Source organism: Deltaproteobacteria bacterium (genome assembly GCA_020848905.1).
Lineage (GTDB): Bacteria > Myxococcota_A > Polyangia.
The window spans coordinates 97525-123707 of the sequence record JADLHG010000042.1; the positions used below are offsets into that span (position 1 = coordinate 97525).

The following is a 26183-nucleotide window of genomic DNA, read 5'->3' on the forward strand; positions in this document are numbered from 1 at the left end:
TCCGGAGCTTCGGCAGACGTCCGCCATTCGCGCCATTGCCCGAGAGGACCACGTTTTCGTATGCTCCCGCTCGATGACCACCACCAAAGAAGCGCGTTCGCCGGCCTGGTATCCGGCCTGGGCCCAGGAGCTCGGGCAGGTCTACAGCGCGGGCACCACCTCCACCTTCCTCCTGCACGGTAACGTGGACGACCTGGTCCGCGTTGCCGCCGGACAACCCGTCGAATACCTCGCGCTCTCGGAGTTCTTGGCCTCCCAGGTCTTCGGCGCGTTCGACGTGGTCCTGCACTACGATCTGACGCGCCCCCCTCGGGCGCTCGCCGGGCGGGACCGCGAGCGGCTGCAGGAGATGAACGCGCACGTCGACCGCTACCTCGGGAAGCTGCAGGAACTCCCGCGCGACCCGACCCAGGTGCTGGCGCTCCTCAACCGCTACCTCGAGCTGATGCTGGTCGGAAAGTCCGACGAGCAGCGCCCCAAGGTCGCCGTGGTGCTCGAGTACGCGCAGCTGCTCCTGCCGAGCACGCAGGCCTCGCAGACCTCGGGCCAGCTCGCGGCGAACCTGGCGACGGTGCTCAACTGGGCCAAGAACCCCTACATCAAGCGCGTCAACTTCGCCTTCTGCCTCGTAAGCGAGAAGCTCTCGGACCTCCACGAGGCCCTCGTGCGAAACCCGCACACCGAGCGGATCGAGCTCCCCTACCCCGACGAGGCGGCGCGGCTCGCGTTCATCGACTGGATGCGCGCGGGGCGCCCGGCCGCGGAGCTCTCCGACGTGGCCCCCGAGCTGCTCGCCAAGCTCACGGCGGGGCTGACGCTGGTGAACCTCCAAGGGCTCCTGCACGGGGCCCTCCGCCACCAGCGCCCGATCTCGCTCGCGCAGCTCAAGCAATTCAAGAAGGAGATGATCGAAGGCACCTGCCAGGGGATGGTGGAGTTCGTCGAGCCCAAGCACACGCTCGAGATGGTCGTCGGGCACGGCGCCGCCAAGCAGCGCCTCGAGGAGGACGCGGCCCTCATCCGCGACAACCACCTGGAAGCCGCCCCGATGGGCTACCTCCTCTGCGGCCCGGTCGGGACCGGCAAGTCGTTCCTGGCCGAATGCTACGCGGGGTCGATCGGCATCCCCTGCCTGAAGCTGCTCAACTTCCGCTCCAAGTACGTGGGCGAGACCGAGGGGAACCTCGAGAAGATCCTGAAGATGCTGCGGGCCATGGGCCCGGTGGTGGTCATGATCGACGAGGCCGACGCGGCGCTCGGGGACCGTCAGCAAGAGGGGGACTCGGGGACCAGCGGGCGCGTCTTCGCCCAGATCGCCTCGCAGATGGGGGACACGGCCTACCGCGGCCGCATCATCTGGTTCCTGATGACCTGCCGTCCGGACCTTCTGCCCATCGACATCAAGCGCCAGGGGCGGGCCGAGGTGCATCTGGCCCTCTTCTACCCCGAGACGCCCGACGAGATCCGGCAGATGTTCGTCATCCTGGGCCGGAAGCTCCGGCTGCCCATCCGCGTGGAAGACGTGCCCACGGTCGGAGACCTGAAGCTGAGCGGCGCCGACATCGAGGGGATCGTGAACCGCGCGCGCCGGCTCATGCTCATGGAGAAGACCGAGACGGTCACCGCGGCGCAGCTCAGGCGCGTGATCGACGACTTCATCCCCTCCGCCGAGGACGCCGAGAAGCGCATGCAGGAGCTCGGCGCGGTGCTGGAGTGCACCGAGCTGCCCATGCTCCCCGAGCGCTATCAGACCCAGGTCCGCACCGCCGCGGGCAAGGCCACCCTCCTCCGGCAATTCGAGGAGCTGCGGCTGCAGGTCGAGGGGCGCTGAGCCGCCGGGGCGGCCTCTCCCCGGCGCGGCCGCATGGTATGATGCGCCGCATGATCCACACCGCCATCCGAACCACCGATCCCGAGCTCTGGCAGCTCATTCGCGCGGAAGAGCAGCGCCAGGCGCGCAAGATCCGCCTCATCCCGTCGGAGAACTACGCCTCGAGCGCCGTGCTCGAGGCCACGGGCACCGTCCTCACCAACGACTACTCCGAGGGCTATCCCGGTCGCCGCTACTACGAGGGGCAGCAGTTCGTGGACGAGATCGAAGAGCTCGCGCGAGAGCGCGCCAAGTCCCTCTTCGGCGCCGAGGCGGCGAACGTCCAGCCCTACTCGGGCTCGCCCGCCAACCTGGCCGTCTACTTCGCCTTCTGTCGGCCGGGTGACACGGTGATGGGGCTGTCGCTCCCGCACGGCGGGCACTTGACCCACGGCTGGAACGTGAGCATCACGGGCTCGTACTTCAAGTCGGTGCAGTACACCGTTCGCCCGGACACGCAGCTCATCGACTACGAGCAGGTGCGCAGCCTGGCCAAGGAGCACCGCCCGAAGATGCTCTGGGCGGGAGCCACGGCCTATCCGCGGATCATCGACTTCGCGGCCTTTGCCGAGATCGCGCGCGAGGTCGACGCCCTCTTCGTGGCGGACATCTCGCACATCGCGGGCCTCGTGGCCGGCGGCGTGCATCCGAGTCCGGTGCCGCACGCCGAGGTGGTGACCACGACCACGCACAAGACCCTGCGCGGCCCGCGCGGCGGCATGATCCTCTCGAGGAAGACGCACGCCAAGGCGATCAACTCGGCCGTCTTCCCCGGGCTGCAGGGCGGGCCCCACAACCACACCACGGCGGCGATCGCCGTGGCGCTCAAGGAGGCCTCGACCCCCGACTTCGCCAGCTACGCCCGGCAGATCGTAGAGAACGCCAAGGCGCTCGCCGCGAGCCTCCTCTCCCGTGGCTTCGTCCTGGTGAGCGGCGGCACCGACAACCACCTGATCCTCATCGACCTCACGAATAAGGGGATCCCGGGGAAGGTGGCGGCGCAGGCGCTCGATCGAGCGGGCCTGGTGGCGAACTACAACACGGTCCCCTTCGACCCGCGCAAGCCGTTCGATCCGAGCGGGCTCCGCCTCGGCACGCCCTCGGTCACGTCGCGCGGGATGAAGGCCCCGGAGATGGAGCTCATCGCGGGCTGGATGGAGAAGATCACCGCCAACCCGGCAGACGAGGCGCTGCAGGCCCGCACCGCGGAAGAGGTCGCCGAGCTGTGCGCGCGCTTCCCGGCGCCCGGCGTCCCCCTCGACGCGGAGTAGGTCTGCCTACGGACGCTCCTCCACGACGGGAGCCGCGTCGCCGCGATGGCACGGGCCCGCGTGCTGGTAGCGGTGACCTCGCAGCCACTGCCAGGCTGAAGCCAGCCTCCAGGTCAGGTAGGCCTTGTTGAAGATGAAGCCCTCCGTCGGGTCGAAGATGGGGTTCTTCACCCCGCCGAGCTGCGAGAGCAGCAGCACGTGCTCGACCACGCTCACAGGACAGCCCTGTAGCCGGAGGTACGTCGCGTCCCTCCCGTGGAAGACCTCCCGCATCATCTTCACCAGCTTGCCGTAGACGTCCGGATGCTTCGCGTGATGCGGATCCTTGGTCCCGCGTGGCTGGTACGTGCTCTCGATGTTGACGTCCTGGCCGGCGAGCTGCCCCTTCCAGATCGCGCAGTCGCCGATGAAGACCACCTTCTCGCCGGGCTTCGCGTCGATGGGGCCGTCGTAGGCCCCAAAGACCACGTGGAGCCGCGCCATCTTCTCGTCGCACTGCTCGTCGAAGCGGCGCAGGATCTCGATCGCCTCCTCGATGGACCCGGGGCAGCCGCCCCAGCAGTAGTCCGTGCGTTCCATCTCGGGCGGCGGGCCCGCGTAGGCCGTGATGCGGCTCCCCTCGAAGTACTTCTCCACTCGGACGAGCCCCACCTCGAAGCCCTGCGCGCGCCGCCTCGCCTCTTCCAGGGTCACGTCGCCGGAGAGCGCGATCTGCGATAGGTCGGCGCAGCCGAAGCCACGCTCCTCGGCGAGCCGGATGTGGTCCACCGCACGAGCCTCGAGCCCCACGATCGCGCAGCAGACCGTGTCGAAGGCGACCTGGTTGTTCCCCATGATGATGAGGTTCAGACGCCGGGGCTTGGGCGTGAGCATCCGCCCCTCGCCGGCGATGATCGCGTCCACCACCAGGAACTGCGGCTGGATGATGTACTGGAGGTCAGCGATCTTCTCGTTCAGCCGGTGGTCGTGGTCGATGAGGCGATGCCGGTCGTCTTGGATCCCGATGTAGTTCTTGATGCCGAAGGTGACCGTCGTCCACGGATGGGCCTTGAACTTCGGCACGTTGACGAAGAAGTCCGCCTTGGCGATCGGCTCGGGCGTGTACACGTAGTCTCTCAGGCGGTTCGCGTGCGTGTAGCGCACCTCCACCTGTGGGACCTCCTCGAAGAGGTAGCGCTTCACGTCGGGCAGCTTGGTCAGCATCTCGTCCATCCCCGACTCCGCGAAGGCCATGCGGGTCGGGATGGTGATGCCGCAGCGCTCGCCCACCGCGAGCTCCTCCATCTTGCCGTCGTTCACGTCCTGGAGCGCGCGCAGGACCCCCTCGACGACCTCGGCCCGCGTGTGCGCGTGGGGGAAGTGCTTCCCCGCGGCCACCAGGTTGGGCTTGACCAGGGTGCGCCCGAAGGGGGCGAGTCCCAGCTCCTGAAGCCCCTCCCGCACCAGCTCGCGGATGCGCTGGGGGTCGTACTCGTCACAATGGCGGATGATGACCTTGGGCTGCGTTTCAGGCTTCATAAGGGCGAAGTGTAATTGACGCCCCGCGTCCTGACAACCGGAGCGGGCTCGGGCGGGGGCTGGCGCGCGCTAGGGCTGGGCCTCGGCCACGAGGTCGGCCAGAAACCGTCGACGATTGCCGTCGAGCCGCGTGAACCGCACGGCGAAGTGCGCCGCGGCGCCCCGCCCCCCGTGCCGGACGACCTGGCCCTGCACGTCCACCACCTCGCGCTCGTTCTCGACGAGCAGCCGAAGCTGTACAGCCCGCCCGACCTCCGGCGGCTCCACCGCCAGGAGCTCCACTTCCTGCACGTTCAGCTGCTCGGCCAGATAGAAGGTCGGCGCTCCGTCTCCGCTCGGGTCCGTGACCCAGGCGCCATAGGGGACTCGCAAGGTCTTGCCGGTCGACATGGTCACCTCCGCTCGCGAACAGGTTTGCCTGCTGCGGTCCATCAGATCGCAGCGTGGCCGCGCGGGCAACTTTTCGAGGCTCTCGGGTCAATCGCAGCGAAGGGCCGAGGAGCCCCGGATCGCGAGAAGCTACGCGAAGACCAAAGGCTCAGGGCGCAGCGTCGTCGAACCAGGTGCAGCGCTCGGCGTCGAAGGCGTGCTTCGCCACGCCGTGCTTGGCCGTAAGCCGGGCCCGGAAGCCGATCACCCATCGGGGCCCGCGATGCCCCGGGATGCGCGCGGTCATCCCCAGCGCCGCCTGGGCGATGGACGGAAGGCGCACGAGCGTCTCGGGCGTCATCGGATCGATCCGGACCACGAGGTCCGGGTCCACCACGGTCACCTGCGCCTTGGCGGCCATCTGGGTCACCGCCTGCCGGACGTCGGCGGGGCGAATCACCTTGTTCATCCGCATGAGGGCCTGTCGCAGGTCCGTGGCCTCCACCGAGAAGCGCGCTTCCCGTTCGTGGAGCTCGTACCGGCAATAGCCGTAGTAGCCGCCATACGCTCCCACCCCGAGGAGCGCCACCAGGAACAGGCGCATCGTCATGATGACCCCATGTTAGCATGACACCCCATGCGGGCCGCTCCTCAGAGACCCTTGCCATTCCGGTGCACCGGACCGTTCGTCCTCCTCGCCCTCCTCTGCTCCTCCTCGGCCGCCTCCGCCCTGGACCTGAAGAAGCAGTACGAGGACGAGCTGGTGCAGTGGGCGCTCAATCAAGCGCGGCTTAGCCGGGACCCCGAACCGCACGGCAAGCGCATCGACCGGATCGTGATCGTACGCGAAAACGTGATCGCGAAGAGCGACCCCTGGCCCACCTTCTTCAACTGGATTCACGTCAAGACCCGAGACCACGTGGTGCGCCGGGAGCTCCTCATACGGGAGGGAGACGTCTGGGACCCCGAGCGCGTGGCCGAGAGCGAGCGCAACCTGCGCAGTACCTTCATCATCGCCGTGGCGCGGACGGCGGCCTGTCGGTCTTCACGCCCCGGGCACGTGACCTTGCTCGTCGTGACCAAGGATCTCTGGAGCCTTCGCCTCAACACGAAGTTCAGCCTGACCGGCGGGGTCCTCAAGCTCCTCGATTTCAACCCCACCGAGATGAACTTCCTCGGCCGCAACAAGGCCGTCTCCGTCCGCGTGAAGTTCTCGCAGCTCGACCTGCACGCGGGGGCGATTCGAGACCACTTCGTCCTCGGGCAGCTCTACCTCGACTCGCGGCTCTTCGGCACGCGCCTGTCCCTGACGGAGAAGGTGGACTTCATCTTCGACGGACGGGTCCCCTGCGGACCCGCGCCCAGGCCGCCCGGTCCCACGACGATGCGCGACCGCAGCGTCCTCGGGACCCCGACCGTGCTCAGCCCTTCGGCGGAGCGGTACGTGATCGACGGCAACTACTGGTGCCCCGAGGACACCAGCGGTCGGCTCGCCGGGGCGACCGCGCAGCTCACCCTCGCCCGACCGCTCTACTCGCTCGCCACCGAGTGGGGCTTCAGCGTGCAGGCCTACATGGATCTGCGAAAGGTGCGCTACTTCGCCCAGAGCGGCGACGGGCTGCGACTCCAGACCATCGACTACGCCAGCGGCGGAGTCGAGATCCCGTTCGTCTACGACTCTCAGTACCTCTACAGCTCCGCCGCCTTCACGCGCTCCTTCGGCCGCACGCGCAAACACGACCTCTCCTTCGGCCTGGTGGGCTACCGCCAGAAGTACACGGCCCCCGCGAGCTTCCCCTTCGCCCGCACCCTGGTCGAGCAGTACCTGCGGGACTTCGTCCCCCGCAGCGAGACGGCCTCGTACTTCTTCGCGGGCTACCTCACGCGACCCACGCGCTTCGTGCGCATGCGCAACATCCAGGCCTTCGCGTTGAGCGAGGACTACCTCGTGGGCCCCCAGGCCTCGGTGGACGTGCGCCTGGCCTCCAACCTGGAGGACGGCGGACAGTCGTTTCTCGAGTTCGGCGCCTCGGCATCCTGGCGCTGGTACCTCGGCGACGACCTGCTCACGGTGGCCGTTGCGGCGCAGACCCGCTTGCAGCCCCACCTGCCCGACATCCGGCCCCTCATGGACAGCGACAGCCCCTGGGTCAACACGGAGCTATCCGGGTCGATGCGCAACGTCTCCCCCATGCTGGGGATCGGTCGCCTGCACGCCTCTGCCGCCATCCTCGTGCGGCACAACAACCTGGACCGGACCTTTTCGTTTCAGGGCGGCGACTCGGGGCTCCGCGGCTATCCCAACGACCAATTCCGAGGTCGCAGCGTGCTCAGCGTGCACGCGGAGTACCGCACCCTCCCCATCAACTTCTACACGCTGCACCTCGGCCTGGTGGCGTTCTACGACGGGGGGGCCGTGTTCGGCGGGCCGGACCAGCGCGACCCGAGCGCCACGGTCCCGTTCGTCTATCGCCAGAGCCTCGGCATCGGCGCCCGGGGGAACTTCCCGCAGTTCGATAAGGAGTCCGTGCGGCTCGACCTGGGGTTTCCGCTGTCGAGCGGCGCGGGGTCCGTCGGCACCTGGGTCTCGCTCGCGTTCAGACAGGCCTTCTGAGGCCGGGGCCGCGCCCGTGGGGGTTTAGGCGCTTCGCCGCCCGTCAGGGACCGAAGACGCAGCAGCGGTTCCGCCCCGAGCGTTTGGCCTGGTAGAGCGCCTGGTCGGCCGCATCGAGGAGCGCCTGGGAGGTGCCGATGGTGTGTTCGGGAACCCCGGCGACCCCCGCGCTGATCGTGACGTTCAGCTCGGGTCGCTCGGGCATGAACTGCGTGCGCTCCACGACCTGCCGGATGCGGTTGGCGATGTTCAGGCCACCGGCGACCTGCACTCCCCGGCAGACGAGCACGAACTCCTCGCCGCCGTAGCGGGCCGCGAGGTCCTCCACGCGGATCGCGTTCCGTATCACCTCGGAGAAGCGCACCAGCACGGCGTCGCCGACGAGGTGCCCGAAGCGGTCGTTGATCCCCTTGAAGTGGTCGATGTCCATGAGCACGAGGCTGAGCGGCGTCCGGTGGCGCATCACGTAGCTGAACTCGCTCTCGAGTTGCTCGAGGAGGTGGCGCCGGTTGTAGAGCCGGGTCAGCGGGTCGCGAAGCGCCGCCTCGTACATCCGTTGCTGGAAGGACTCCTCCAGGTTGTCCGCGTACGAGAACTTGAGGATGGTGGTGGAGCCGATCTGGATCTTGTCCCCGTCGCGCAGGACGACGGTCGTGATGCGCTCGCCGTTGACGTAGGTGCCGTTGCGGCTCCCCGAATCGTCGGCGCGAACCGTGCCGTCCGGGTTGGCATGCAGCTCGACGTGGATGCGCGACACCCCGTCGTCGGTCACGCGGAAGTCGGCCTGCATGCTGCGGCCGATGGAGAGCGACTCGCCCACCCGCACCATTTCGCCCACGCGACTGCCCGCCAGAACGATCAGATAGGCCTTGTCCGCCCGCTCCCCGGCGCCCACGTCGGGCAACATCACCGTGCGGGTCGCCTCCTCCCAGCCGCTGTCGTGATCGTCACCGCTCATGCCGCTAGCATAAGGGGATTCCTGGCCTCGTACAATATTACCTGGCCCCTTCCAGGCGGGTCTCAGCCCCGCGGCCGGGTCGTCCCGCGGCGTGGATCCAGGGCCTGGGCCAGGCCTTCGCCGAGGAAGTTGAGCGCCGTGACCGCCGCGAAGATGAGTCCCCCCGGAACCAGCAGCAGCCACCAGCAATGGGAGTGCTCGAGGGCCTGGCCGAGGAGCTCTCCCCAGCTCGCGCGGGGGGGCGGCACGCCGAAGCCGAGGAAGCTGAGCGCGGCCTCGAAGAGGATGGCCGAACCGACCCCGAAGGCCGCGTGCACGATGACCGGCCCGAGCGCGTTGGGGAGCAGATGGACCCGCACCACCCGCAGGGGCGTGGCCCCCGAGGCCCGCGCGGCCTGCACGAACTCCAGCTCGCGCAGGCGCAGCACCTCGGCTCGCACGAGTCGCGCCACCTCGGGCCACCGCGTCGCCCCGATGACCAGGATCAGCAAGGAGACCGAGCTGCGCTCCGTGAGGGCCATGACGATCAGCACCACGAAGAACGTGGGCAGGGTGAGGCCCAGCTCGGCCAGCCGGCACACGGTCCAGTCCACCCATCCCCCCAGGTAGCCGCCGAGGAGGCCGAGCAAGAGCCCCAGCAGCGCGTAGAGGGCCACCGCGCCGAAGCCCACGGCCAGCGAGACGCGCGTCCCGTGCACCGCCCGCGCGAAGACGTCGCGGCCGCGGTCGTCGGTGCCGAGCCAGTGCTCGGCGTCGGGGGACGCGGGCGGCGGTCGCAGGATCTCGGGCTGCTGTTCGGGGCCGTACTCGCAGAGCGGCATGACGAACCAGTCGCCGGGGCGGCGGTCGCGTCGGAGCTCCTGGTTGCCCCGTCGGGCGAGCTCCGGAGGCCGCCTGAGCGCGGGGAGGACGTAGAGGGTCCCCTCGAAGCGCGCCAGGAGTGGGAGGTCGCTGGCCAGGAAATCGGCGAGGAGAGCTACGCCTCCGAGGAGCACGAGGAGCAGCAGCCCCCCCCGGGCCGCTCGCTGGCGCGCGAGCCTGGGCCAGATCCTGGAGCTCACGGTCGCCGCTCCAGCCGCACGCGCGGGTCCACCGCGGCCGTCAGAAGATCTGCCACGAGCAGCCCCACGAGGGTGCACGCGGCTGACAGCACCGCCACCGCCATGATCACCGGATAGTCCCGGTGGAGGAGCGCGTCGAGGGTGAGAAGCCCCATCCCCGGCAGGTTGAAGATCCGCTCGATCACCACGCTTCCGCTGATCACGAAGGGGAAGTGGAGCCCGAAGAGCACGATCACGGGGAGGAGCGCGTTCGGTAGGGCGTGCTTGAGCACGACGGTGGCGGGGGCGAGTCCCTTGGCGTGGGCCGTGCGCACGTAGTCCTGACGGAGCACCTCGAGCATGGCTCCCCGCTGGTAGCGCGAGATGACCGCCACCGCCCCGTAGGTGAGACAGGTCACCGGCAGGACGAGGTGGCGCAGGCGATCCACGAGCCAGGTCAGGCCCGTGGCCTGCTCGAGACCCGGCGTGGCCAGCCCGTAGATCGGAAACCAGTCCAGGTACCCGAGACCGCCAAAGAGCTGCACGAGCAGCAGGGCGGCGAAGAAGGGGGGGAGCGAATAGAGCAGGAGCAGCCCCGTCCCCAGGGCTCGCTCTCGACGGCTTCCGGCCCGCACGGCCATCCACGCGCCGAGCGGCACCGCCACCAGATAGGCCAGGAAGATGGAGCTCAGGGCGAGGAGCAGGGTCACGGGGAGCGCCTCGCCGAGTTTCTCCGTCACGGGACGGCCATCCTTGATCGAGCGACCGAAGCGGAGGGTGAGGACGCGGCCCATCCACTTGGCGAACTGCGTCTCGGTCAGGTGGCCGAGCAGGCGCTCTCCGCGCGAGAAGTCGCGGTGGTCCCGCCCGACCTGCGCCCACCACTCGCGCCAGCTCTCACGCGTCGCCGCGTCGTCGGTCCCACCCGTCAGCTCGCCCTCGTGGCGGGCCAGGCGACCGGCGACCAGGCTGGCCCGGCGCGCCGCCTCTCCCGAGGACCCGAGCAGGATCGACATGACGACGGGGAGCGCCGCGCTACCCCGGGCCAGGAGCTGGTCCTCGGCGCTCCGGTCGGTTCCGAGGCGAGCGGCCAGCTGCTCGAGACGCGCGGGCTCGAGCTCTGCCCGGGCGCGCGCCGCCCACTCCTCGAGGGAAGGCGCGGACGCGGGTAGCAGGTGTGGGTGTTCGGAGCGGATCAGGCGAAGCGCCTCGCGCAGTCGCCGCGCCGTGACCTCACCGACGCCGCGCTCGAGGGTGGCCGTCCACGCTGGAAGGCAGACCGTGCCGCACGCTGCGGCCCGGGCCGTCGCCTCCTCCCCCGCTGCGCCCGGCCTGGCGAGGGCCGTCAGGATCCGGTCGGTCCTCCCGACCAGCCCTCGGGGATCCCGGTTGATAAAGAGCGGAAGATCTAGAAAGAACGTCCGCTTATGCTGCTCGAGCGCCTCCTCGCTGAGCCCCCGCGCCAGCTCCGCGCCTGCCGGGCTCCCGGAGACCGGATCCCCCGGCGCGAGGTGGATCAGCGCGAACGTGACCACGCAGAGGCCGAACAGAGTCGGCACGAGGAGGAGGAGCCGTCGCAGGAGGTACAGGCTCATCCGCGCTCAGCCTGCCGGAATCGCCCACTCGGCGAGCTGGTACCACACGTCGTAGCTGCGCACGCCCTTCACCCTCCGCGCCACGAGCCCGGGTTCCTCGAGGGTGAAGAGCGGGATGAGCGGCAGCTCCTCGGCCAGCAGAGCTTGCAGGGCGTTCGCGTGCTGCTTGCGCCTGCCCGGGTCGCGTTCGGTCCGGAGAAGCTCCAGCAGGCGATCGCTCCGCGGATCCTGATACGCCGCGTAGTTCTGGCCGTCCTGGATCTGGCTGCTGTGGAGCTGCAGGTACAGGTCGGTGTGGGGCCCGACCTGCGCCATGCCGAGCGCTCCCGCGTCGAAGTCGTGCGCCCGTAGCCGCTTGAGGAAGACCGCCCAGTCGATCGGCACGAGTTCCATGCGGATCCCGGCCCGCGCGAGCTCCGCCTGGTAGATGGTCAACCAGCGCCGCATCGTGGCCGAGCTCGCCACGACCAGGAAGGTGAAGCGGAAGGGCACCCCCGCTCGCTCGAGGATCCCGTCGCCATCCCGGTCGGCGAAGCCCGCCTCCGCGAGCAGCTTCCTCGCCTGCGGGGGGTCGAAGGCCACCGGCTTGGACCCGGCGAGGTAGAGCGGGTCTCCGCTCCAGAAGAGCGAGAGGCTGCGTCGCGCCAGCCCCCGCATGATCTGCCGTTCGATGAGCGGCAGGTCGAGGAGCTGCGCCAGCGCGCGGCGCACCCGGCGGTCGGCGAAGAGCGACCGCCGATGGTTCACGACGATGAAGGAGGTCCCCGGGGAAAAGTGCCGGACCGGGGCGAAGCGCCGGATGAGGGAGGCGTCGCTTCCCGTGGCCTCGGCCCACTGCCCCGGCCGCACACGGGGGAGGAAGTCCAGCTCACCCCGGCGCGCGAGCTTCAGCGCCACCTCCGGCTGGCGCACGATCCGAAAGACCAGCCGGGGGATGAGCGCCCGCGGCCCCCAGTAGCCGTCGAAGCGCTCGTAGACCACCTGCTGGCCCGGGACCCAGCTCGCGAAGCGGTAGGGGCCCGTGCCCACGGGTCGGCGAAGGAGCGAGTGCTGGTTCAGGTCCCCCTGCCGCATCAGGTGTTCGGGCAAGATGGGCAGGGAGGTCAGCTCCTGCAGGAAGAAGAAGGAGGACTCCTTCAGCCGCAGCTTGAACTGCAGCGGTCCAACGGCCTCGTATCGCAGGACGAACGGGGCGAGGGCCGCGCGCATCGAGACGGCGCGCACTCGCTCGTCGAGCACCCGCTCGAAGGTGAAGACCACGTCCTTGGCCGTGAACGGGCGGCCATCGTGCCAGCGGACGCCCTGCCGCAGGTGGAAGGTGTAGACCAGTCCGTCGGGGCTCACCTCCCAGCGCGTGGCCAGGTCCCCCACCACGCGATTGCTGGCGGGGTCCACGCGCACGAGCCCTTGGAGGAGCAGCCCCATGGAGAGCCGATGCGCCCAGGCGTCGGGCTGGATGAGGCTGGTTAAATGGGCCGGCTCGTCCTCGAGCTGGACGACCAGGCTCGACCGCTCCCCCCCCGCCCTGCCGGTCGCGTCCGGGCCGGTGGCCCCTCGACGACACGCCCCCACCGCGACGCCTGCCGCGGCCAGTCCGACGAGGGCGAAGACGCGCGCGCGGCTCACCGTGCGGTCTCCTCGAGCGCCAGCTCGGTGAGCAGCGGCCAGTGCCCGTCGCCCGCGATCCCTTTCACGCGCCGGCTCGCCAGCATGACCTCCACCGGGGAGAAGAGCACGGTCATCGGCGGGTCCTCGTGCAAGGCCCGATGGAGCCGCCGCGCCAGGCGCACCCGATCCGCCTCCAGCGGCGCGGCACGCAGAGCGTCGAGCAGACCGTCCACCGCGGTGCTCGCATACCCACCGTAGTTGAGGGCCCCCTTGCTGTGCAAAAGAAAGGACAGATCCGCCTCGGGGCGGAGGGCCAAGCCGGCCAGCGCCAGGTCGAAGCGCCCACGCTTGAGCATCGCCGTGAGGTACCCGAAGTCGGCGACCTCCACGGTCAGCTCGAGGCCTTCGGCCCGGAGCTCGCCCCGCAGGCGCATCGCCACCTCGCGCAGGGGCGAGTCCTTGGCGAGGAGCAACCGCAACCGCAGGGGAGCCCCCTTCCGTCGTCGCACGGCCCCCGCCGCGCCCCCCCATCCAGCGGAGTCGAGCAGCCTCGCAGCCGCCGCACGATCGGTCGCGTGCGCGTGGATCGACGCGTCGTACCAGGCGCTGAGCGGCCAGAGCGGCGCCGACACAACCTGTCCTAGGTCGTTCCGCGCCATACGCACGATCTGCGCCGGATTCAGCAGGTGCGAAAGCGCCAGACGGACCCGCCGATCCTTCAGCGCCGGATGCCGCGTGTTGTAGAGCAGCACGCGCGGTCGGTAAGGGTGGATCCGATAGACGCGGAACCTCTGCTGGAGCCGCGCGGGATCCACCTGCTCGGGGTAGTAGCCGGGATAGAGCTGCGGCAGGAGATCCACCTCCCCGTTGCGCAGGGCAGCCAGGGCGCGCGCTGGCTCGGAGATGGCGTGGAAGACCACCGTCGCCACCGACGCGGGTCGCCCCCAGTAGGCCGCGTTCCGCTCGAGGACGAGGTTCTCCCGGTCGCTCCAGGACTTCAGCCGGAACGGCCCCGTTCCGACCGGCTGACGCCCGAGGCGCCCTCCGTGGATCCCGAGTCGGTTGTAGACATGCGCGGGCAGGATCCCCACCTCCGCCAGCACCGCCGGGAGGAGCAGGTTCGGGCGCGCGAGCTCCAGCTCTACGGTCCGCTCGTCCCGCTCGCGAACCTCGCGCACGTCACCGAGCTCCAGCTTCAACAGCTCGCTCGGCGGGTGACGCCCCGTGACCTTCTCGAGGGTGAAGCGCACGTCCGCCGCCGTGAGCGGTCGGCCGTCGTGAAATCGCACGCCGGATCGGAGCGTGAAGCGGTAGCGGCGCCCCCCGTCCAACACGTCCACGCGCTCGGCCAGCTGGGGGACGAAGCGGCCCGCTCCCGTGCGGCGAACGAGCGGCTCCACGAGGTTGTGCAGGGCGATGCGCTGGCACCACACGTCGGCCGAAGCGAGCAGCGGGTTCAGGTGCGCCGGCAACCGCTCCACCTGCACCACCAGCTCGCGGGTCTCCCGCCGTTGCGGGGATTCCGACGCGTCGGTCGCCGAATGGGGGGCTCTGGCCGACCGCTCGCGCGTCCCCGAGCCGCAGGCCGCCCCCAGCGCAACTTGCGCCAGCAAGATCGCTGTGATACTTCGTGAAGCACGACTACGCACAGAAGGGGCGCCCCATGAAGCGGCTATGCGGTCTCGCAGTGATCGGGCTCTGGGCCTGCAACTCGGGTGGCGGCGGGGGGGCCCGCATCGGCAGCGATCCGCAGCAGACGGAGCTGCCTCGCGTCGAGGTGAAGCTACCACCGCCCCCGTCGTTCCAGAAGGATCATCCGGCTGAAAAGTATCCCGACGCCTCGTACTCCGTCTACGGAGTGCGCAAGACCCCGAAGACCACGCTGAATACGGAAGTGCGGGTCAAGGGCTTCATCACCGAGGTCTACGAGTGCCCGCCCTGCCCCAAGGGCAACACGTGCAAGCCGTGCGACAAGCCGCACTTCTGGCTCTCGGATCGCGCCAACGGTCCCAAGGACAAGGCGCTGATGGTCACCGACCACCCGACCGAGCAGCCCAAGACGAAGAAGAAGATCAAATTCGAGGTCGGCGGGCAGTACTACGTGGTCGGAACCTTCGCAAAGGCCTCGGCCACCGGGTTCTCCTCCTCGGACGGCCTGCTGGTCTTCCGGAGCGCCACCAAGGTCGGCGAGGACACGCCGGTAGCGCAGGTCGACCGCCCCGTCCAGTAAGTCGCTCTCGCAGCGCCGGCCCCTCCCACCGCCGTCCAGCCGCCCCGCGTCCCCGTCTAGCTAGTAGCCCCTCCGCCCGGTCGTAGCCCGAAAATCGGACGCGCACGGCCTGACCAGCGCTCGTTGCATCCAGTCCTTTCGGCATCCTCCGCCCTTCTCGGCGCGGGCGCGCGTGGCACGCCTCGTGCTAACGCACCGGGTCAAGCTCGCCTGGGTTCGGCGTGGCGTGAGGGTGATGCGATGAGGCACGGAAGGAAGGGGCGCGGGGCGGTGGCGCGTACGAGCATCCTGGGCGCGCTGCAACTCCTGGCGGTCGGATGCGGCACGGGAACGACGCCTCGATCGATCGACGCGACCGCCGCGACCGACCGAGGCCTCCTCGGCGACGCGGGGATCTTCGTCGCGCCCCACCCCGACGGCGCCGCCCCGGCCCTCTCGGCCCAGTCGGTCATCAACCACGTCCAGCTCCCTCGCAGCGGCGGCGAGCTTTCCTTCGACCTCGTGGCCGACGGCGTGCCACGCAACCGCCTAGGGGTCCTGCTCTCGGTGCTGGGCAGCGCCGCCCCGGACATCAAGCCTCAAGATGCCGTAGACCTCGAGCTCCGGCGCGGGGCCTTCCTGCTCCTGCTCGACCTGCGGGCCCCGGCCTTCGACGACGCCAGCTCGGCCACCCTCACGGCCCACCTCGGGCTCGACCTGGACGGACTCCCGGCGAACAACTTCACGGGCGCGGCGGAGCTCGCGATCAGCCCGGAGCCCCCACTCTTCGCCACTCTGACCGGACGGATCAAGCAGGGGACGCTCGAGGTAGGTCCCGGTACCTTCGTGGTGCCGCTCCCCTTCGGTCCCCCCCCGCACCCGACCGTATCCATCAGCCGCGCGAGGCTCCGCGCCCGGGTGGACAGCCTGGGCCTGCGGGACGGAGTGCTCGGCGGGCTCCTCTCCCGGGCCGATGTCGAGGAGAAGCTGCTGCCGGGGGTGGCCGCCCACTTCGCCGAGGTCTACCGCTCGAAGGACAGCTCGGCCAAGACGAAGGAGGTCCTCCGCAGCCTCTTCGACACGAACGGCGACGGAAACATCGACCTGCGGGAGTTCGTATCCACCTCCATCGTGTCGCTCGCCATCCAGCCGGACGTGGACACGGACGGGGATGGACGGATGGATGCGCTGTCGATCGGAGTCGGCTTCACCAGCACGCGGTGCGCGATCCGGAATCCGCCCGCACGCCGCTAGGAGGGGGTCACCGCGCGCCGCCGGTCGCCACCAGCGGCACCTCCCCGCTCGTGAGATGCGCGCGCTGGAGGGGCAGGCTGATGGTGAAGACCGTCCCCGCCCCCGGCTCCGAGCGGTACGCGATGTGGCCCTCGTGCTCCTCCACGATCTTCTTCACGATCGCGAGGCCGAGCCCGCTCCCCTCGGCCTTGCCGGCGGTGGCGAAGAGCTCGAAGAGCCGCCCCTCCAGCTCGGGCGGGATCCCGCGCCCCGTGTCGCTGAACGAGAAGAGGAGCCGGTCGTCGGCCACGTCCACCCCGATGGTGAAGACGCCGCCTTCGGGCATCGCCTCCGCGGCGTTCCGGCCGATATTGTGGAACACGCGCCGGAACTTGATCTCGTCGAGGAAGGCCACCCCTTTGTACCGCTGCTCCACCACGAGCTGAATTCCCCGGCCGGCGAACTCGTGCCGCAGGTGCTCCTGCATCTCGCGCAAGAACTTGTGCAGGTAGACCTTCCGGATGAGGAGGTTCGACTCGCCGCGCGCGAAGGCCAGCACCTCGCGGGTCATGGCGGACATCACGTCGAACTGCCGCAACACCTGCTCGGCGTACTCCTCGCGGACCTTCTCCTCGTCGCTCGTGGCCATGAGCTGCGCGTAACCGGAGATGATCGTCATCGGCGTTTTCAGATCGTGAAGCACGCCGGAGAGCAGCTGGCCGATGCTCGCCAGCCGGCCCTCCTTGAGCCGCTCGTCCCGCACGCGGGCCAGCTCGATGGCCTGCGAGGCGCGACCGGCGATGAGCGTGAGCAGGCGCAGGTCCGCGTCGTCGAACTGGTCGCGCCCCACCTTGTTCAGGAGCTCGATCGCCCCGCGGACCTCCTGCCCGATGAGCGGCACGCAGAGGACGTTGCGCGGACGGAATCCGACCCGCTCGGCCAGGATGCGGTTGTGTCGCGGGTCGGCGTCGGGATCCGCGACGCGCGCGGCCCGGCCCTGCTGCGCGACCCAGCCCGCGATCCCCTCGCCCAGAGCCACGCTCACGCGCTTGACGGCCTCTCCGCGCTCCCCGAGCGCGCTCAGGAAGTAGAGCCGCTCGCTGCTCCGCTCCTGCAGCATGAGGCTCGCGGCCTCGGCTCCGATGAGGGCGCTCGTCCGCTTCAGGAGTCCTTCGAGGAGCTCCTCCAGGTTGGTGGCAGCCTGCGTCTGCTCCTGCACCTCGAACAAGAGGTCGAGCTCTCGCACGCGCCGCTCGAGCTCCCGCTGCGTGGTGATGAGCTCCTTGTTCTTGCGCACCACCGAAAGGTAGAGCTGGCTGTTCTCGATGGCGATGCTGACCTGGCTCGCGAGGGCCTCGAGGAGCTCTTCGTCCTCGGCGTCGAAGGCGCCTCCCCGCTTGTTCAGCACCTGCACCACGCCGAGGAGCCGCCCCTGGTTGTCCTTCATCGGCAGGCAGAGGATCGAACGCGTGCGGTAGCCCGAGCGTCGGTCCACGTCCGGGTTGAAGCGCGGATCGGCGTACGCGTCCGCGATGTTCACCGTCTGCCCGCTCTGGGCGGCCCACCCGGCGACGCCTTCCCCGACGCGCAGCCGGATCTCGCGCAGCTCGTCCGCCTGGAGCACCTTCGTCCAGAGCTCGGTGCGCGTTTCGTCCATCACGTAGAGCGTCGAGCGCTCCGCGTCCATGAGCTCCGTGATCTTGCCGACGATGAGGCGCAGGAGGTCGTCGAGGTCCAGGGTGGACCCCACCGCCCGCGCGATCTGCTGGATCGAGCGAACCTTGGCCCGCTCGCGCTCAAGTTGTGCTGCCAGATCCATCCGGAGAAGCTTCCCGCTTGAGGTAACCACGACCTCTCGGGGGAAACAAGCGTCCGTTGGCGTCGACCCGTCAGTCGCCGAGCTCGTGCTGGTCGGCCCAGTTGGTCCCCCAGCCGAGATCCACCACCAGCGGCACCGCCAGCGTCATCACGTCGGTCATCGCCTCCCGGAGGAGCGCCGCCGCACGCCCGAGCTCGGCCTGCTCCACCTCGAGGACGAGCTCGTCGTGCACCGTGAGGATCATCTCCGCCGCCACGCGCTCGTCGCGCAGGCGCCGGTCCACCTTCAGCATGGCCAGCTTCATCAGGTCGGCAGCCGTGCCCTGGACGGGCGTGTTCCGCGCCACGCGCTCGGCGTACTGCCGCACGGCGGGGCGCGCGGCGTCGATGTCGGGCAACGGTCGTCGCCGCCCGAGGAGGGTCCGGACCACCTTGGTCCGACGAGCCTCTTCGATCGTCCGCTCCATGAAGGCTCGCACGCCGGCGTAGCGCGCGAAGTAGCCCTCGATGTAGCGGCGCGCCTCCTCGCGCGGGATGCCGAGCTGCCGGGCCAGGCCGAAGTCGCTCTGGCCGTAGATCACGCCGAAGTTGACGGCCTTCGCCACGCGACGATGCGCGTCCGTCACCTCCTCGGCCCGCACCCCGAAGACCTCCTCGGCGGTTCGGAGGTGCACGTCCTGCCCCCGGCGAAAGGCGTCCGTCAGGAGCGGGTCCTCGGAGAGGTGCGCGAGGACCCGCAGCTCGATCTGCGAGTAGTCGGCCGTGAGCAGCACCTTGCCCGGCGGCGCCACGAACGCCCGGCGGATCTCCCGCCCCAGCTCGGTCCGCACGGGGATGTTCTGCAGGTTCGGGTCCGAGCTGCTCAGGCGTCCCGTGGCCGCCACGGCCTGGTTGTACGAGGTGTGGACCCGGTGCGTCTCCGGGTTGACCAGACTCGCCAGGGCGTCGATGTACGTGCTCTTCAGCTTCGTCAGCGTGCGGTACTCGTCGATCAGGGCGGCCACCGGATGCTCGAGGGCCAGCTCCGCCAGCACCTCGGCGTCGGTGGAGTACCCCGTCTTCGTCTTCCGCCCCGCGGAAAGCCCGAGCTGTTCGAAGAGCAGCTTCTGCAGCTGCTTCGGCGAATTGACGTTCACGTCCCAGCCGGCGTGGCCCCGCACGGTGGCCTCTAGCTCGCGCGCCTTGCGGTCCACCTGCTCGCCGAGGGTCTTCAGGCGTGGCAACTCGACCGCGCAGCCGGTGAGCTCCATGCGGGCCAGCACCGCGGTGAGCGGCAGCTCCACCTCGTGGAGCAACCGCCGCAGCTCGGGGTCGGCGTCCACCTCGGCCCCGAGGCGCTCGGCGAGCAAGAAGGTGGCCTCGGCGTCCTCCGCGGCGTAGGCCGTCGCGGCGGGCACCTCGACCGCCGAGAAGTCCCCGCGTGGCCCGGCCACCTCCTTGAAGGTGATCATCCGGTGACCGAGGTGCGCCTGCGCGAGCTCGTCCAGACCGTGGCTCTGCCGCGACGGGTCGAGCACGTAGGAGGCCAGCATCGGGTCGCAGGTGACACCCGACATCTCGACTCCCGCGCGCTTCAGCACCAGCCAGTCGTACTTGTGGTTCTGCCCGAACTTCGGAAAGGCCGGGTCGGAGAGGAGCGGCCCGAGCTGCGCCAGCACCTCGGCCTCGGCGAGCTGGGGGGGAGCCCCGAGGTAGCGGTGACCCGTGGGAATGTACGCCGCGCAACCGGCCCCCCAACACACGGACACGCCCACGATGCGGGCGCGAATCGCGTCCAGGCTCGTGGTCTCGAGGTCCACGGCCACCCGTCCGGCAGCGCGAATGGCACGGAGCACCTCGTCGAGCCCGTCGCGCGTCGTGGTCGTGCGATACAGGCTCCGGTCCAGGCTCGTCGCCGGGGCCGCGAGCCGCGTCTGCAAGCGGGTGAGCTCGAGCTCCGCGAGCAGCGTTTGAAGCGCCTGCGCGTCGGGGGCCCGGCGTCGAAGGTCCTCGAGCTCCACCTCCAGCGGACAGTCCCCGCGCAGCGCCACGAGCTGGCGAGCCATTCGGGCCCGGTCGGCGTTCTCGCCCAGGGTGGCCTGAAGCCGCTTCCCCTTCACCCGCTCCGCCCCGGCCAGCAGCCGCTCCAGGTCCCCGAACTCCTCGAGCAGCTTCGTCGCCGTCTTCGGACCCACCCCCGGCACCCCGGGCACGTTGTCGCTCGCATCCCCCACGAGGGCCAGCCAGTCCCCGAGCTGCTCGGGGAGCACGCCGAACTTCTCCTTCACCTCCTCGGGCCCGTAGCGCCGGTCCTTCATCGTGTCGAGGAGCCGCACCCCATCCCCCGCGAGCTGCATCAGATCCTTGTCGCTGCTCACGATCACCACCTCGAGCCCGAGGGCCCTTCCGCGGGCCGTGAGGGTGGCGATGACGTCGTCTGCCTCGAACCCGGGTACCGCCAGACGCCGAACGTTGAGGGCGTCCAGCAGCCGGTCCACGAGGGGAAACTGCGGGACGAGATCCTCGGGCATCGGCGGGCGATGCGCCTTGTACTCCGGATAGAGATCCGCCCGGAACGAGGGCGCCCCGGTGTCGAAGACCGCCGCCAGAAAATCGGGGTGGTGATCCTCGAGGAGCCTGATCAACATATTGGCGAAGCCGAGGACGGCACCGGTCGGCGTCCCGCGGGAGCTGGTAAGAGGGGGCAGCGCGTGGTAGGCGCGAAAGACGAACCCCGGCGCGTCGACGAGGTACAGCGTGGGAACCGAGCCCGCAGGGGACATGCCGCAGGTCTTATCACAGCCGCGCCGACGAGGGCCACGCGCAACGGCCCGGGTCCCGCTCGCCGCCGCCCTGGGCCTCTGGCTCGTCGCCGCCGGCTGTCCGGGCCCACCTCCACCGGAGCCGCCGGCGCCGCTGGACCCCGCGCTCGCGGCGCTGGACGAGCTCGCGGCCCGCTCGTCCCAGCGCCCGGGACGCCACGCGGAGCGGAACCTCGAGGCCTGCCTGGCCCGCGTGGCCCGCGAACACTCTTGCGCCCCCACGCCGGGAGTCCAGCACCGCGTCGGGGTCCGCCTGGCCCTCGACCCGCGCTACGCCGCGCAATGGCCCGGGTGGCGGGCTCGCCTCGCCTCGACCTTCCGGTGCGTCAACCATCTGTACCGACCCACGGGCATCGAGTGGCACGTGAGCTCCATGCTCTCCTTCGAGCCCGGAGCCGAGCGGCACGACCTCTACGCCCTGCTCGCGCGGCTGCAGCGGGAGTTCCCCCCCGACCGGCGTGCCCTGACCCTCGGCATCACCGTCTGGGACGAGCGGCACGTCTACCGCACCTCGGGGGGAGAGATCGGGCTCAGCCAGCGCGGCCACTGCGTCGTCCCCTCCTGGCCGCGCGTGGAGAACGACTGCATCATTCTGGCCCACGAGCTCGGGCACCTCATCGGCGCCAAACACGTCCCGGGCAAGCAGTGGGTCATGGGATGGGCGGCGACGCCCTTCTACCTACCGGCCTCGGATCCGCTCGCTCGCGTGGTGGCCACCTATCGCTTTCACCCGCGCAACGTGGCAGCCATCCAGGCGCACCAGAGCGCGCGCTTCACGGCGGACGGGCTGACTCCGACCCCCGCCTGCGCGGCGCGCATCGCCGCCCTCGACGCCTGCTGGAGCCTTTGATCGCTCCGGCGCGCCTAGCGCAGCGGAAGCCGGAACTTCAGCTCGAGTCGCACCCGGGACGGGTTCTCCTCACCGAGCGTGTCGATGCGGGTGGAGAGGCGCTCCGCCTTCCCGATGAGGCGCAGGTAGTCGTGAATCCGCCCCTCGGCGCGCCCCTCCACGCGAGACTGCCCGGCGAGCCCCTTCTCGTATTCTCCGCAGACGTCCACGTAGCGGCCGAACTTCTTGCACCCCTTGACCTGCACCGACTCGGTTCCCACCTCGAGCCGGGCGAGGTCGAGCCCCGTCACCTGTTTGATCGGATCTTCTAGAATGCTCGACAGGAATTGCCCGCTGAACTCTTTCAGCTGGGCGTCCGCGGCACCGACCGCGCCCGAGCCCCGCTGCTGCCCCGTGGTGAGTTCCTGGCGGAACTGCTCGGTGGTCCGCCCGAGCGTCAGCAGGGCGAGGATCTGCCCTTGGTCCAGAGTCGGCACGCTCGCCAGACTCATGCGCATCTGCGTGAGGGGGCCCCGCAGCATGAGCTTGATCTGATAGACCGAGCCGTTGCGGTCCTCGTGTTGCGTCTCGGCCACGAGATTGGCCTCGGCGTGGTCCGGATCGGCGTTCTTGTCGAAGACGATCTCCCCACGCTCCAGCGTGTACTCACCGCGCAGGAAGGGGATCCGGAACTTCCCCTCCTCCATCCGCACGATCCCCTCGAGCCGCGGCTCGGAGAGCGTGCCGCTCACGCTCAGCGCGCCGGTCATGCCGAGCTTCCCGTAACGGTTCGTCACGAGTAGCTGTCCGGTGGCCCGCACCCTGAGCTGCAGACCGAGGTTCGTCAAAAGTGAATTACCTTTCCAGAATGGATGTTCCTCTTCGAAGGTCCGGGGCCGGAGAAACGCCTGTCGCACGATGTCGAACTCGCGGATGTAGCGACCGTCCACTAGGTCCACGTCCCCGCGCAGCTCGAGCGACCGCGCGTCCCCGAGGAGCCTCACGTTCAGGTTGGCCTCGGCCAGGTACGTCTTCGGTTTGCGCTGCGGGATCCCGGAGCCGACGAGCTCGAGGTAGATGTCCACCGGCTCCCAGCGGTCGAGACGCACCTCGCCACCGATGCGGATGCTCCCCTCGTCGTAGGTGCCGTGCAGGGGCCGAACGGCGTAGAGTAGGTGGTTCTGCAGGGCGACGTGACCACGATTGAGCGTCAGCGTGCGTCCCCACCCGCGAGGCGAGAGCTCGACGCGCTCCACGCGAAGAGAGCCGACCACCCGCGGATCCGCGAGGGGGCCTGCCAGGCGGGCGTTGACCTTCACCACCCCCGCGGCGCGAGTGAACTGCTCGGGGAAAAAGAGCTCGAGAAGCTCCACGTTGACCGCGCCGGCGACGGACGCCTCCACGGTGGTGGGGCGAAAGCGGTCCAGGTTGAGCTGCCCCTGGGCAGCCAGCTCTTGCCCTCCTACGCTCAGGCGGATGACGGGGACCCGCAAGGCGCCGGGTACGAGCTGCACGCGGGCGTAGGGCACCTCGATGCGCGGGTCGAACTTGGGCAGCCGGACGAGCACCTTGGCCAGCTCCAGCGCCCCCTCCAGCTTCACCGCCTGCCAGGGTCCGCTCAGCCGGAGGTCCGCGCGCGCATCGCCCGACACCCAGCGCACCCGCCGCGCCAGAAAGAACTCAGCCAGCTTCAGCGTGAGCCGGCCCCGCAGGCGGAGGTCCGCCTGCCGCGTCGAGAGCCAGCCGCCGAGCACGAACTCGGCGTCGTGCACCGCCCGCCCCGGGACGGACGAAACGAGCTGCGCGTCAGTGACCTTCAAGAGGCCGTCCCGATACCTGAGCACCACGTCGTCGCGATTCGAGAGCTGCACCGTTCGAACGGTGTAGAGCCCCGGCGGCCTGTAGCGCATTCCGAGACGGAGCTCGCTGAACCGCGCATCGGCCTCGGTGAGGCCCCGCTCCGCGTCGGCCCGGAGCCGCACGCGCCCGCTGGCGGTGCCCCGCACGTCGCCGAGCGTCCGAATCTCCTCCGCCAGCCGTTCGATGGGGAAGCGCTGCACGTCGAGCGTCAGGTTCAGGCTGCGCTGCCCCCGCATCATGACGTAGCCGTCGAGGCGGAGCAGCCCGCCGAAGAACCGACCCGTGACGCGAATGGTGTCCGATCCGGGCGCGAGCGTCAGCGCCCCGGATCCGAGCGGCATGCGTCGGACGCGCGCGTCCTCGAGGTGCACGGTTCCCGCCAGACGGGGATCCTCGACGGTTCCGGAGAGCTCCACCTTGCCGTTGATCCGTCCCGCGAGGGGCACGGGCAGCTCCGGCACGCCGGGGATGCCGCGCACGGGGAAGTTCTGCGCCGACACGCGCAGGTCGAGCGCTCCGTCGAAGTGAAGGTCTCCCCAGACGCTGAGCGTCCCCCCATCTGCGCGCGGCAACCGCCCCTCGTAGACGCTCACGCGGTCGGGCAGCAGGCCGAGACGCAAACGAACGTTGCGGTAGCTCTGCCCATCTACGGTGGCCACCGGGAGCTGGATTGTCGCCACGCCTTTGGGCTGACCGAGCGGCCCGGAGAGCTGCAGGTCCGCATTCCCCCGCCCCTGGACGCGTCGCGGTAGGCCCAGGGTCCCCAGGTCGAGCCCAACGACCTGGAGGTGCCCCTCGACCGTCGGTGCCCTCTGCCAGCGCAACTCGGGGGTGAATAGGGCGAGCGAGGCCGCCCCGCGGATCTCGCCGCCCAGTCCGTCGGCGCGCAGCTTCCGGAGGTGCACCACGCCGCGCGACACCTCCACCGCGCTCGACACCAGCGGAAAGCGCAGCCCGCGGTAGCCCACCCGCTTGGCCGACACGCTCCCCTGGGCGGCGAGGCGGGGCCAGCGCCCGGTGACGTGCAGCGCGCCGGTCAGGCTCTCCACGGCCGCTGCGCGTCGCCTACGGGCGAGCGAGCTGCCGAGAGCAGGCAGGTCGATACCGAGCTGGAGGTTCACCCGCCTTTGCACCAGGCTGACGGAGCCGCGGGCGTGGAGACTGTTCCCCTCCGCGGAAACGGTCATCCCCGCGAGGTCCAGGATGGTGGGCGTCAGATGCGTCCGCCCTCGCACCTGCAGGTGGCGAGGCCACGCATCCCGCAGCTGGCCTCCGCGGTCCCAGTGCACGTTCACGTTAGCCGCCGCGCTGAACAGGGGCGCGGTCTGGCCCTGCAGCCGCAGCACGCCCTCCATCTTCCCGCCGAGAGCCGCGTGCAGCGGTGCCGGTGCGACGCCGGCGAGCCGGAGCTCTCCGTCCCAGCGTCGATCCACGAAGTTCATCTGGGCCCGACCCGAGACCTGCCCCTCGAGGAAGGTCCCGTGCACGTGCTGGAGGTCCAGCATCGGTCGGTCCGTACGGAAGCGAAAGCGCCCCCCGAGCCGCGCGAGAGCCGTCGGCCCCCGCCCGAGCTCCGCCTCGGCGATCCAGCCTTCGATCACCGGTCTCAGTATGGGGCCCCTCATGCGCAAACCGAACGCCGAGCGGCCCTCCACGGCCTGGCCCGAGACCTCGGCCAGCACCCCCTTGCCACGCTGGCTGTTGAAACCGAGGTCGATGCGCGGATGCTGGCCAAAGAACTGGATCATGCGCCCCGTCACCCGCAGCGGCGATCCGCGCACCTGGGCCTGCAGGTCGATCATCGCCTCCATCGGTTGGGCCTCGCTCGTGTCGAAGTGGGCGACCTGCACCTCGGTCAGGGGCACCTTTCGCCCCGCGACCTCGAGGACGCCCCGCGGAGCCCTGACCTGCGAGCCGAAGATCATCCCCTCCTTGGCCGATGGACCGCCGTTCCACCCGTAGTGCGCCTCGCGCAGGGCGAAGTCGTGCAGCCGCAGCCTCCACGACGGAAACCCGAGCACGAGCTGGCCCCGGTCGATTCTGACGTTACGAATGCGGATACGGGGTCCGCGCCCTGGCTTGCGAACCCGCGCGCTGAAGGCCGCCACGAGGCCGACCTCGGCGCCGCCGTCCGGCTGCTTCCCCTCGACGATCGCGCAGCGAACGCCCTCCACACGCCCGTCGTGGATCCGGATCTCGCCTCGCGTGAGCAGCGCCAGAAGATCCATCCGCGCCGTGGCGCGTCGCACGTAGAGGACCTCCCGCCCCGCGGGATCGAAGGTGTAGAAGTGCTCCACCTCGAGCGGGTGCGAGGCCCCGAGCGCGATGTCCACCACCGCCCGCGGCGACCAGTGCACGCGGCCGATCTTCATCCGACCGCGGATGTGCGGGTTGAGCTTCTCGGCCAGGTAGCTCGCGAGTCGCTCGTCGTTCCGATTGCGATAGGCCCAGTAGACGATCAGCGCGCCGCATAGACCGAGCAGCGACAGGACGAGGAGGAGCTTCGCCGGCCACCTCGGCGGTGCGCCCCAGCGCCGCTTCCGGCTAGGCCTCGGTTCGGGGTCGGTCATGGTCTGGTGGTTGAGTATAC

Annotated in this window: 17 protein-coding genes; 6 read left to right on the forward strand and 11 right to left on the reverse strand. The window is 69.9% G+C overall.

What is annotated here, in order from left to right:
- The first annotated feature begins 73 nt into the window (after nucleotides 1-73).
- Entirely contained in the window at nucleotides 74-1831 is a 1758-nt protein-coding gene (locus tag IT371_17560) for an ATP-binding protein (protein MCC6749476.1), read from the forward strand.
- A 38-nt stretch (nucleotides 1832-1869) separates the two neighbouring features.
- Complete coding sequence (locus IT371_17565) at nucleotides 1870-3141, forward strand: serine hydroxymethyltransferase (GenBank protein ID MCC6749477.1); 1272 nt, start codon at nucleotides 1870-1872, stop codon at nucleotides 3139-3141.
- 6 nt (nucleotides 3142-3147) lie between these two features.
- Here the strand turns inward: IT371_17565 and IT371_17570 are convergent, their stop codons facing one another.
- From IT371_17570 to IT371_17580, 3 genes are all read right to left on the reverse strand, one after another.
- Nucleotides 3148-4659, reverse strand: a complete 1512-nt coding sequence (locus IT371_17570; protein ID MCC6749478.1) for a DUF362 domain-containing protein — start codon at nucleotides 4657-4659, stop codon at nucleotides 3148-3150.
- A 69-nt stretch (nucleotides 4660-4728) separates the two neighbouring features.
- Complete coding sequence (locus tag IT371_17575) at nucleotides 4729-5049, reverse strand: PilZ domain-containing protein (GenBank protein MCC6749479.1); 321 nt, start codon at nucleotides 5047-5049, stop codon at nucleotides 4729-4731.
- Between the two features lie 148 nt (nucleotides 5050-5197).
- Nucleotides 5198-5638: a hypothetical protein gene (locus IT371_17580; protein MCC6749480.1), complete on the reverse strand. Its 441-nt coding sequence runs from the start codon at nucleotides 5636-5638 to the stop codon at nucleotides 5198-5200.
- Between the two features lie 51 nt (nucleotides 5639-5689).
- Between IT371_17580 and IT371_17585 the strand changes: the two genes are divergently transcribed.
- The gene (locus IT371_17585) at nucleotides 5690-7642 is read left to right on the forward strand and encodes a hypothetical protein (GenBank protein ID MCC6749481.1); all 1953 of its coding nucleotides are present in this window, start codon (nucleotides 5690-5692) and stop codon (nucleotides 7640-7642) included.
- Nucleotides 7643-7685: 43 nt separating this feature from the next.
- On the opposite strand, the gene IT371_17590 is transcribed toward IT371_17585, so the two are convergent.
- The 5 genes from IT371_17590 to IT371_17610 all read right to left on the reverse strand — a co-directional run bounded on the left by IT371_17590 (nucleotide 7686) and on the right by IT371_17610 (nucleotide 14456).
- Nucleotides 7686-8600, reverse strand: coding sequence for a GGDEF domain-containing protein (locus IT371_17590; protein MCC6749482.1), 915 nt, complete (start codon nucleotides 8598-8600; stop codon nucleotides 7686-7688).
- A gap of 62 nt (nucleotides 8601-8662) precedes the next feature.
- Nucleotides 8663-9661, reverse strand: a complete 999-nt coding sequence (locus IT371_17595) for an ABC transporter permease (protein MCC6749483.1) — start codon at nucleotides 9659-9661, stop codon at nucleotides 8663-8665.
- Nucleotides 9658-11235 carry an ABC transporter permease gene (locus tag IT371_17600; GenBank protein ID MCC6749484.1) on the reverse strand — a complete coding sequence of 526 codons (1578 nt, stop codon included), beginning with the start codon at nucleotides 11233-11235 and terminating at the stop codon, nucleotides 9658-9660. The genes IT371_17595 and IT371_17600 overlap by 4 nt, the downstream gene beginning before the upstream one ends.
- A gap of 6 nt (nucleotides 11236-11241) precedes the next feature.
- On the reverse strand, nucleotides 11242-12861 hold the full coding sequence (locus IT371_17605) for a hypothetical protein (GenBank protein MCC6749485.1): 1620 nt from the start codon (nucleotides 12859-12861) through the stop codon (nucleotides 11242-11244).
- Nucleotides 12858-14456 carry a hypothetical protein gene (locus IT371_17610; GenBank protein MCC6749486.1) on the reverse strand — a complete coding sequence of 533 codons (1599 nt, stop codon included), beginning with the start codon at nucleotides 14454-14456 and terminating at the stop codon, nucleotides 12858-12860. Before IT371_17610 ends, IT371_17605 begins: the two co-directional genes overlap by 4 nt.
- 50 nt (nucleotides 14457-14506) lie before the next feature.
- Here IT371_17610 and IT371_17615 point away from each other — a divergent pair, with 50 nt between their 5' ends.
- Nucleotides 14507-15073 (forward strand): hypothetical protein, encoded by a 567-nt coding sequence (locus IT371_17615; protein ID MCC6749487.1) that lies wholly within the window; start codon nucleotides 14507-14509, stop codon nucleotides 15071-15073.
- Between the two features lie 240 nt (nucleotides 15074-15313).
- Nucleotides 15314-16306, forward strand: a complete 993-nt coding sequence (locus IT371_17620) for a hypothetical protein (protein ID MCC6749488.1) — start codon at nucleotides 15314-15316, stop codon at nucleotides 16304-16306.
- A gap of 7 nt (nucleotides 16307-16313) precedes the next feature.
- On the opposite strand, the gene IT371_17625 is transcribed toward IT371_17620, so the two are convergent.
- Both IT371_17625 and polA read right to left on the reverse strand, forming a co-directional pair.
- Entirely contained in the window at nucleotides 16314-18104 is a 1791-nt protein-coding gene (locus IT371_17625; protein MCC6749489.1) for a GAF domain-containing sensor histidine kinase, read from the reverse strand.
- Nucleotides 18105-18174: 70 nt separating this feature from the next.
- Entirely contained in the window at nucleotides 18175-20865 is a 2691-nt protein-coding gene (gene polA / locus IT371_17630; protein ID MCC6749490.1) for a DNA polymerase I, read from the reverse strand.
- On the opposite strand from polA, the gene IT371_17635 reads away from it, so the two are divergent.
- On the forward strand, nucleotides 20840-21754 hold the full coding sequence (locus IT371_17635) for a hypothetical protein (protein MCC6749491.1): 915 nt from the start codon (nucleotides 20840-20842) through the stop codon (nucleotides 21752-21754). The two genes, polA and IT371_17635, sit on opposite strands and share 26 nt — an antisense overlap.
- Before the next feature lie 14 nt (nucleotides 21755-21768).
- On the opposite strand, the gene IT371_17640 is transcribed toward IT371_17635, so the two are convergent.
- Nucleotides 21769-26163: a translocation/assembly module TamB domain-containing protein gene (locus IT371_17640; GenBank protein MCC6749492.1), complete on the reverse strand. Its 4395-nt coding sequence runs from the start codon at nucleotides 26161-26163 to the stop codon at nucleotides 21769-21771.
- Nucleotides 26164-26183: the final 20 nt, after the last annotated feature.

Bases quoted from the DNA above. Each gene is read 5' to 3' on its own strand.
- IT371_17560 (MCC6749476.1), top strand. From the start codon at position 74: ATGACCACCACCAAAGAAGCGCGTTCGCCGGCCTGGTATCCGGCCTGG.
- IT371_17565 (MCC6749477.1), top strand. From the start codon at position 1,870: ATGATGCGCCGCATGATCCACACCGCCATCCGAACCACCGATCCCGAG.
- IT371_17570 (MCC6749478.1), bottom strand. From the start codon at position 4,659: ATGAAGCCTGAAACGCAGCCCAAGGTCATCATCCGCCATTGTGACGAG.
- IT371_17575 (MCC6749479.1), bottom strand. From the start codon at position 5,049: ATGTCGACCGGCAAGACCTTGCGAGTCCCCTATGGCGCCTGGGTCACG.
- IT371_17580 (MCC6749480.1), bottom strand. From the start codon at position 5,638: ATGACGATGCGCCTGTTCCTGGTGGCGCTCCTCGGGGTGGGAGCGTAT.
- IT371_17590 (MCC6749482.1), bottom strand. From the start codon at position 8,600: ATGAGCGGTGACGATCACGACAGCGGCTGGGAGGAGGCGACCCGCACG.
- IT371_17600 (MCC6749484.1), bottom strand. From the start codon at position 11,235: ATGAGCCTGTACCTCCTGCGACGGCTCCTCCTCCTCGTGCCGACTCTG.
- IT371_17615 (MCC6749487.1), top strand. From the start codon at position 14,507: ATGAAGCGGCTATGCGGTCTCGCAGTGATCGGGCTCTGGGCCTGCAAC.
- IT371_17620 (MCC6749488.1), top strand. From the start codon at position 15,314: ATGAGGCACGGAAGGAAGGGGCGCGGGGCGGTGGCGCGTACGAGCATC.
- IT371_17625 (MCC6749489.1), bottom strand. From the start codon at position 18,104: ATGGATCTGGCAGCACAACTTGAGCGCGAGCGGGCCAAGGTTCGCTCG.
- polA (MCC6749490.1), bottom strand. From the start codon at position 20,865: ATGTCCCCTGCGGGCTCGGTTCCCACGCTGTACCTCGTCGACGCGCCG.
- IT371_17640 (MCC6749492.1), bottom strand. From the start codon at position 26,163: ATGACCGACCCCGAACCGAGGCCTAGCCGGAAGCGGCGCTGGGGCGCA.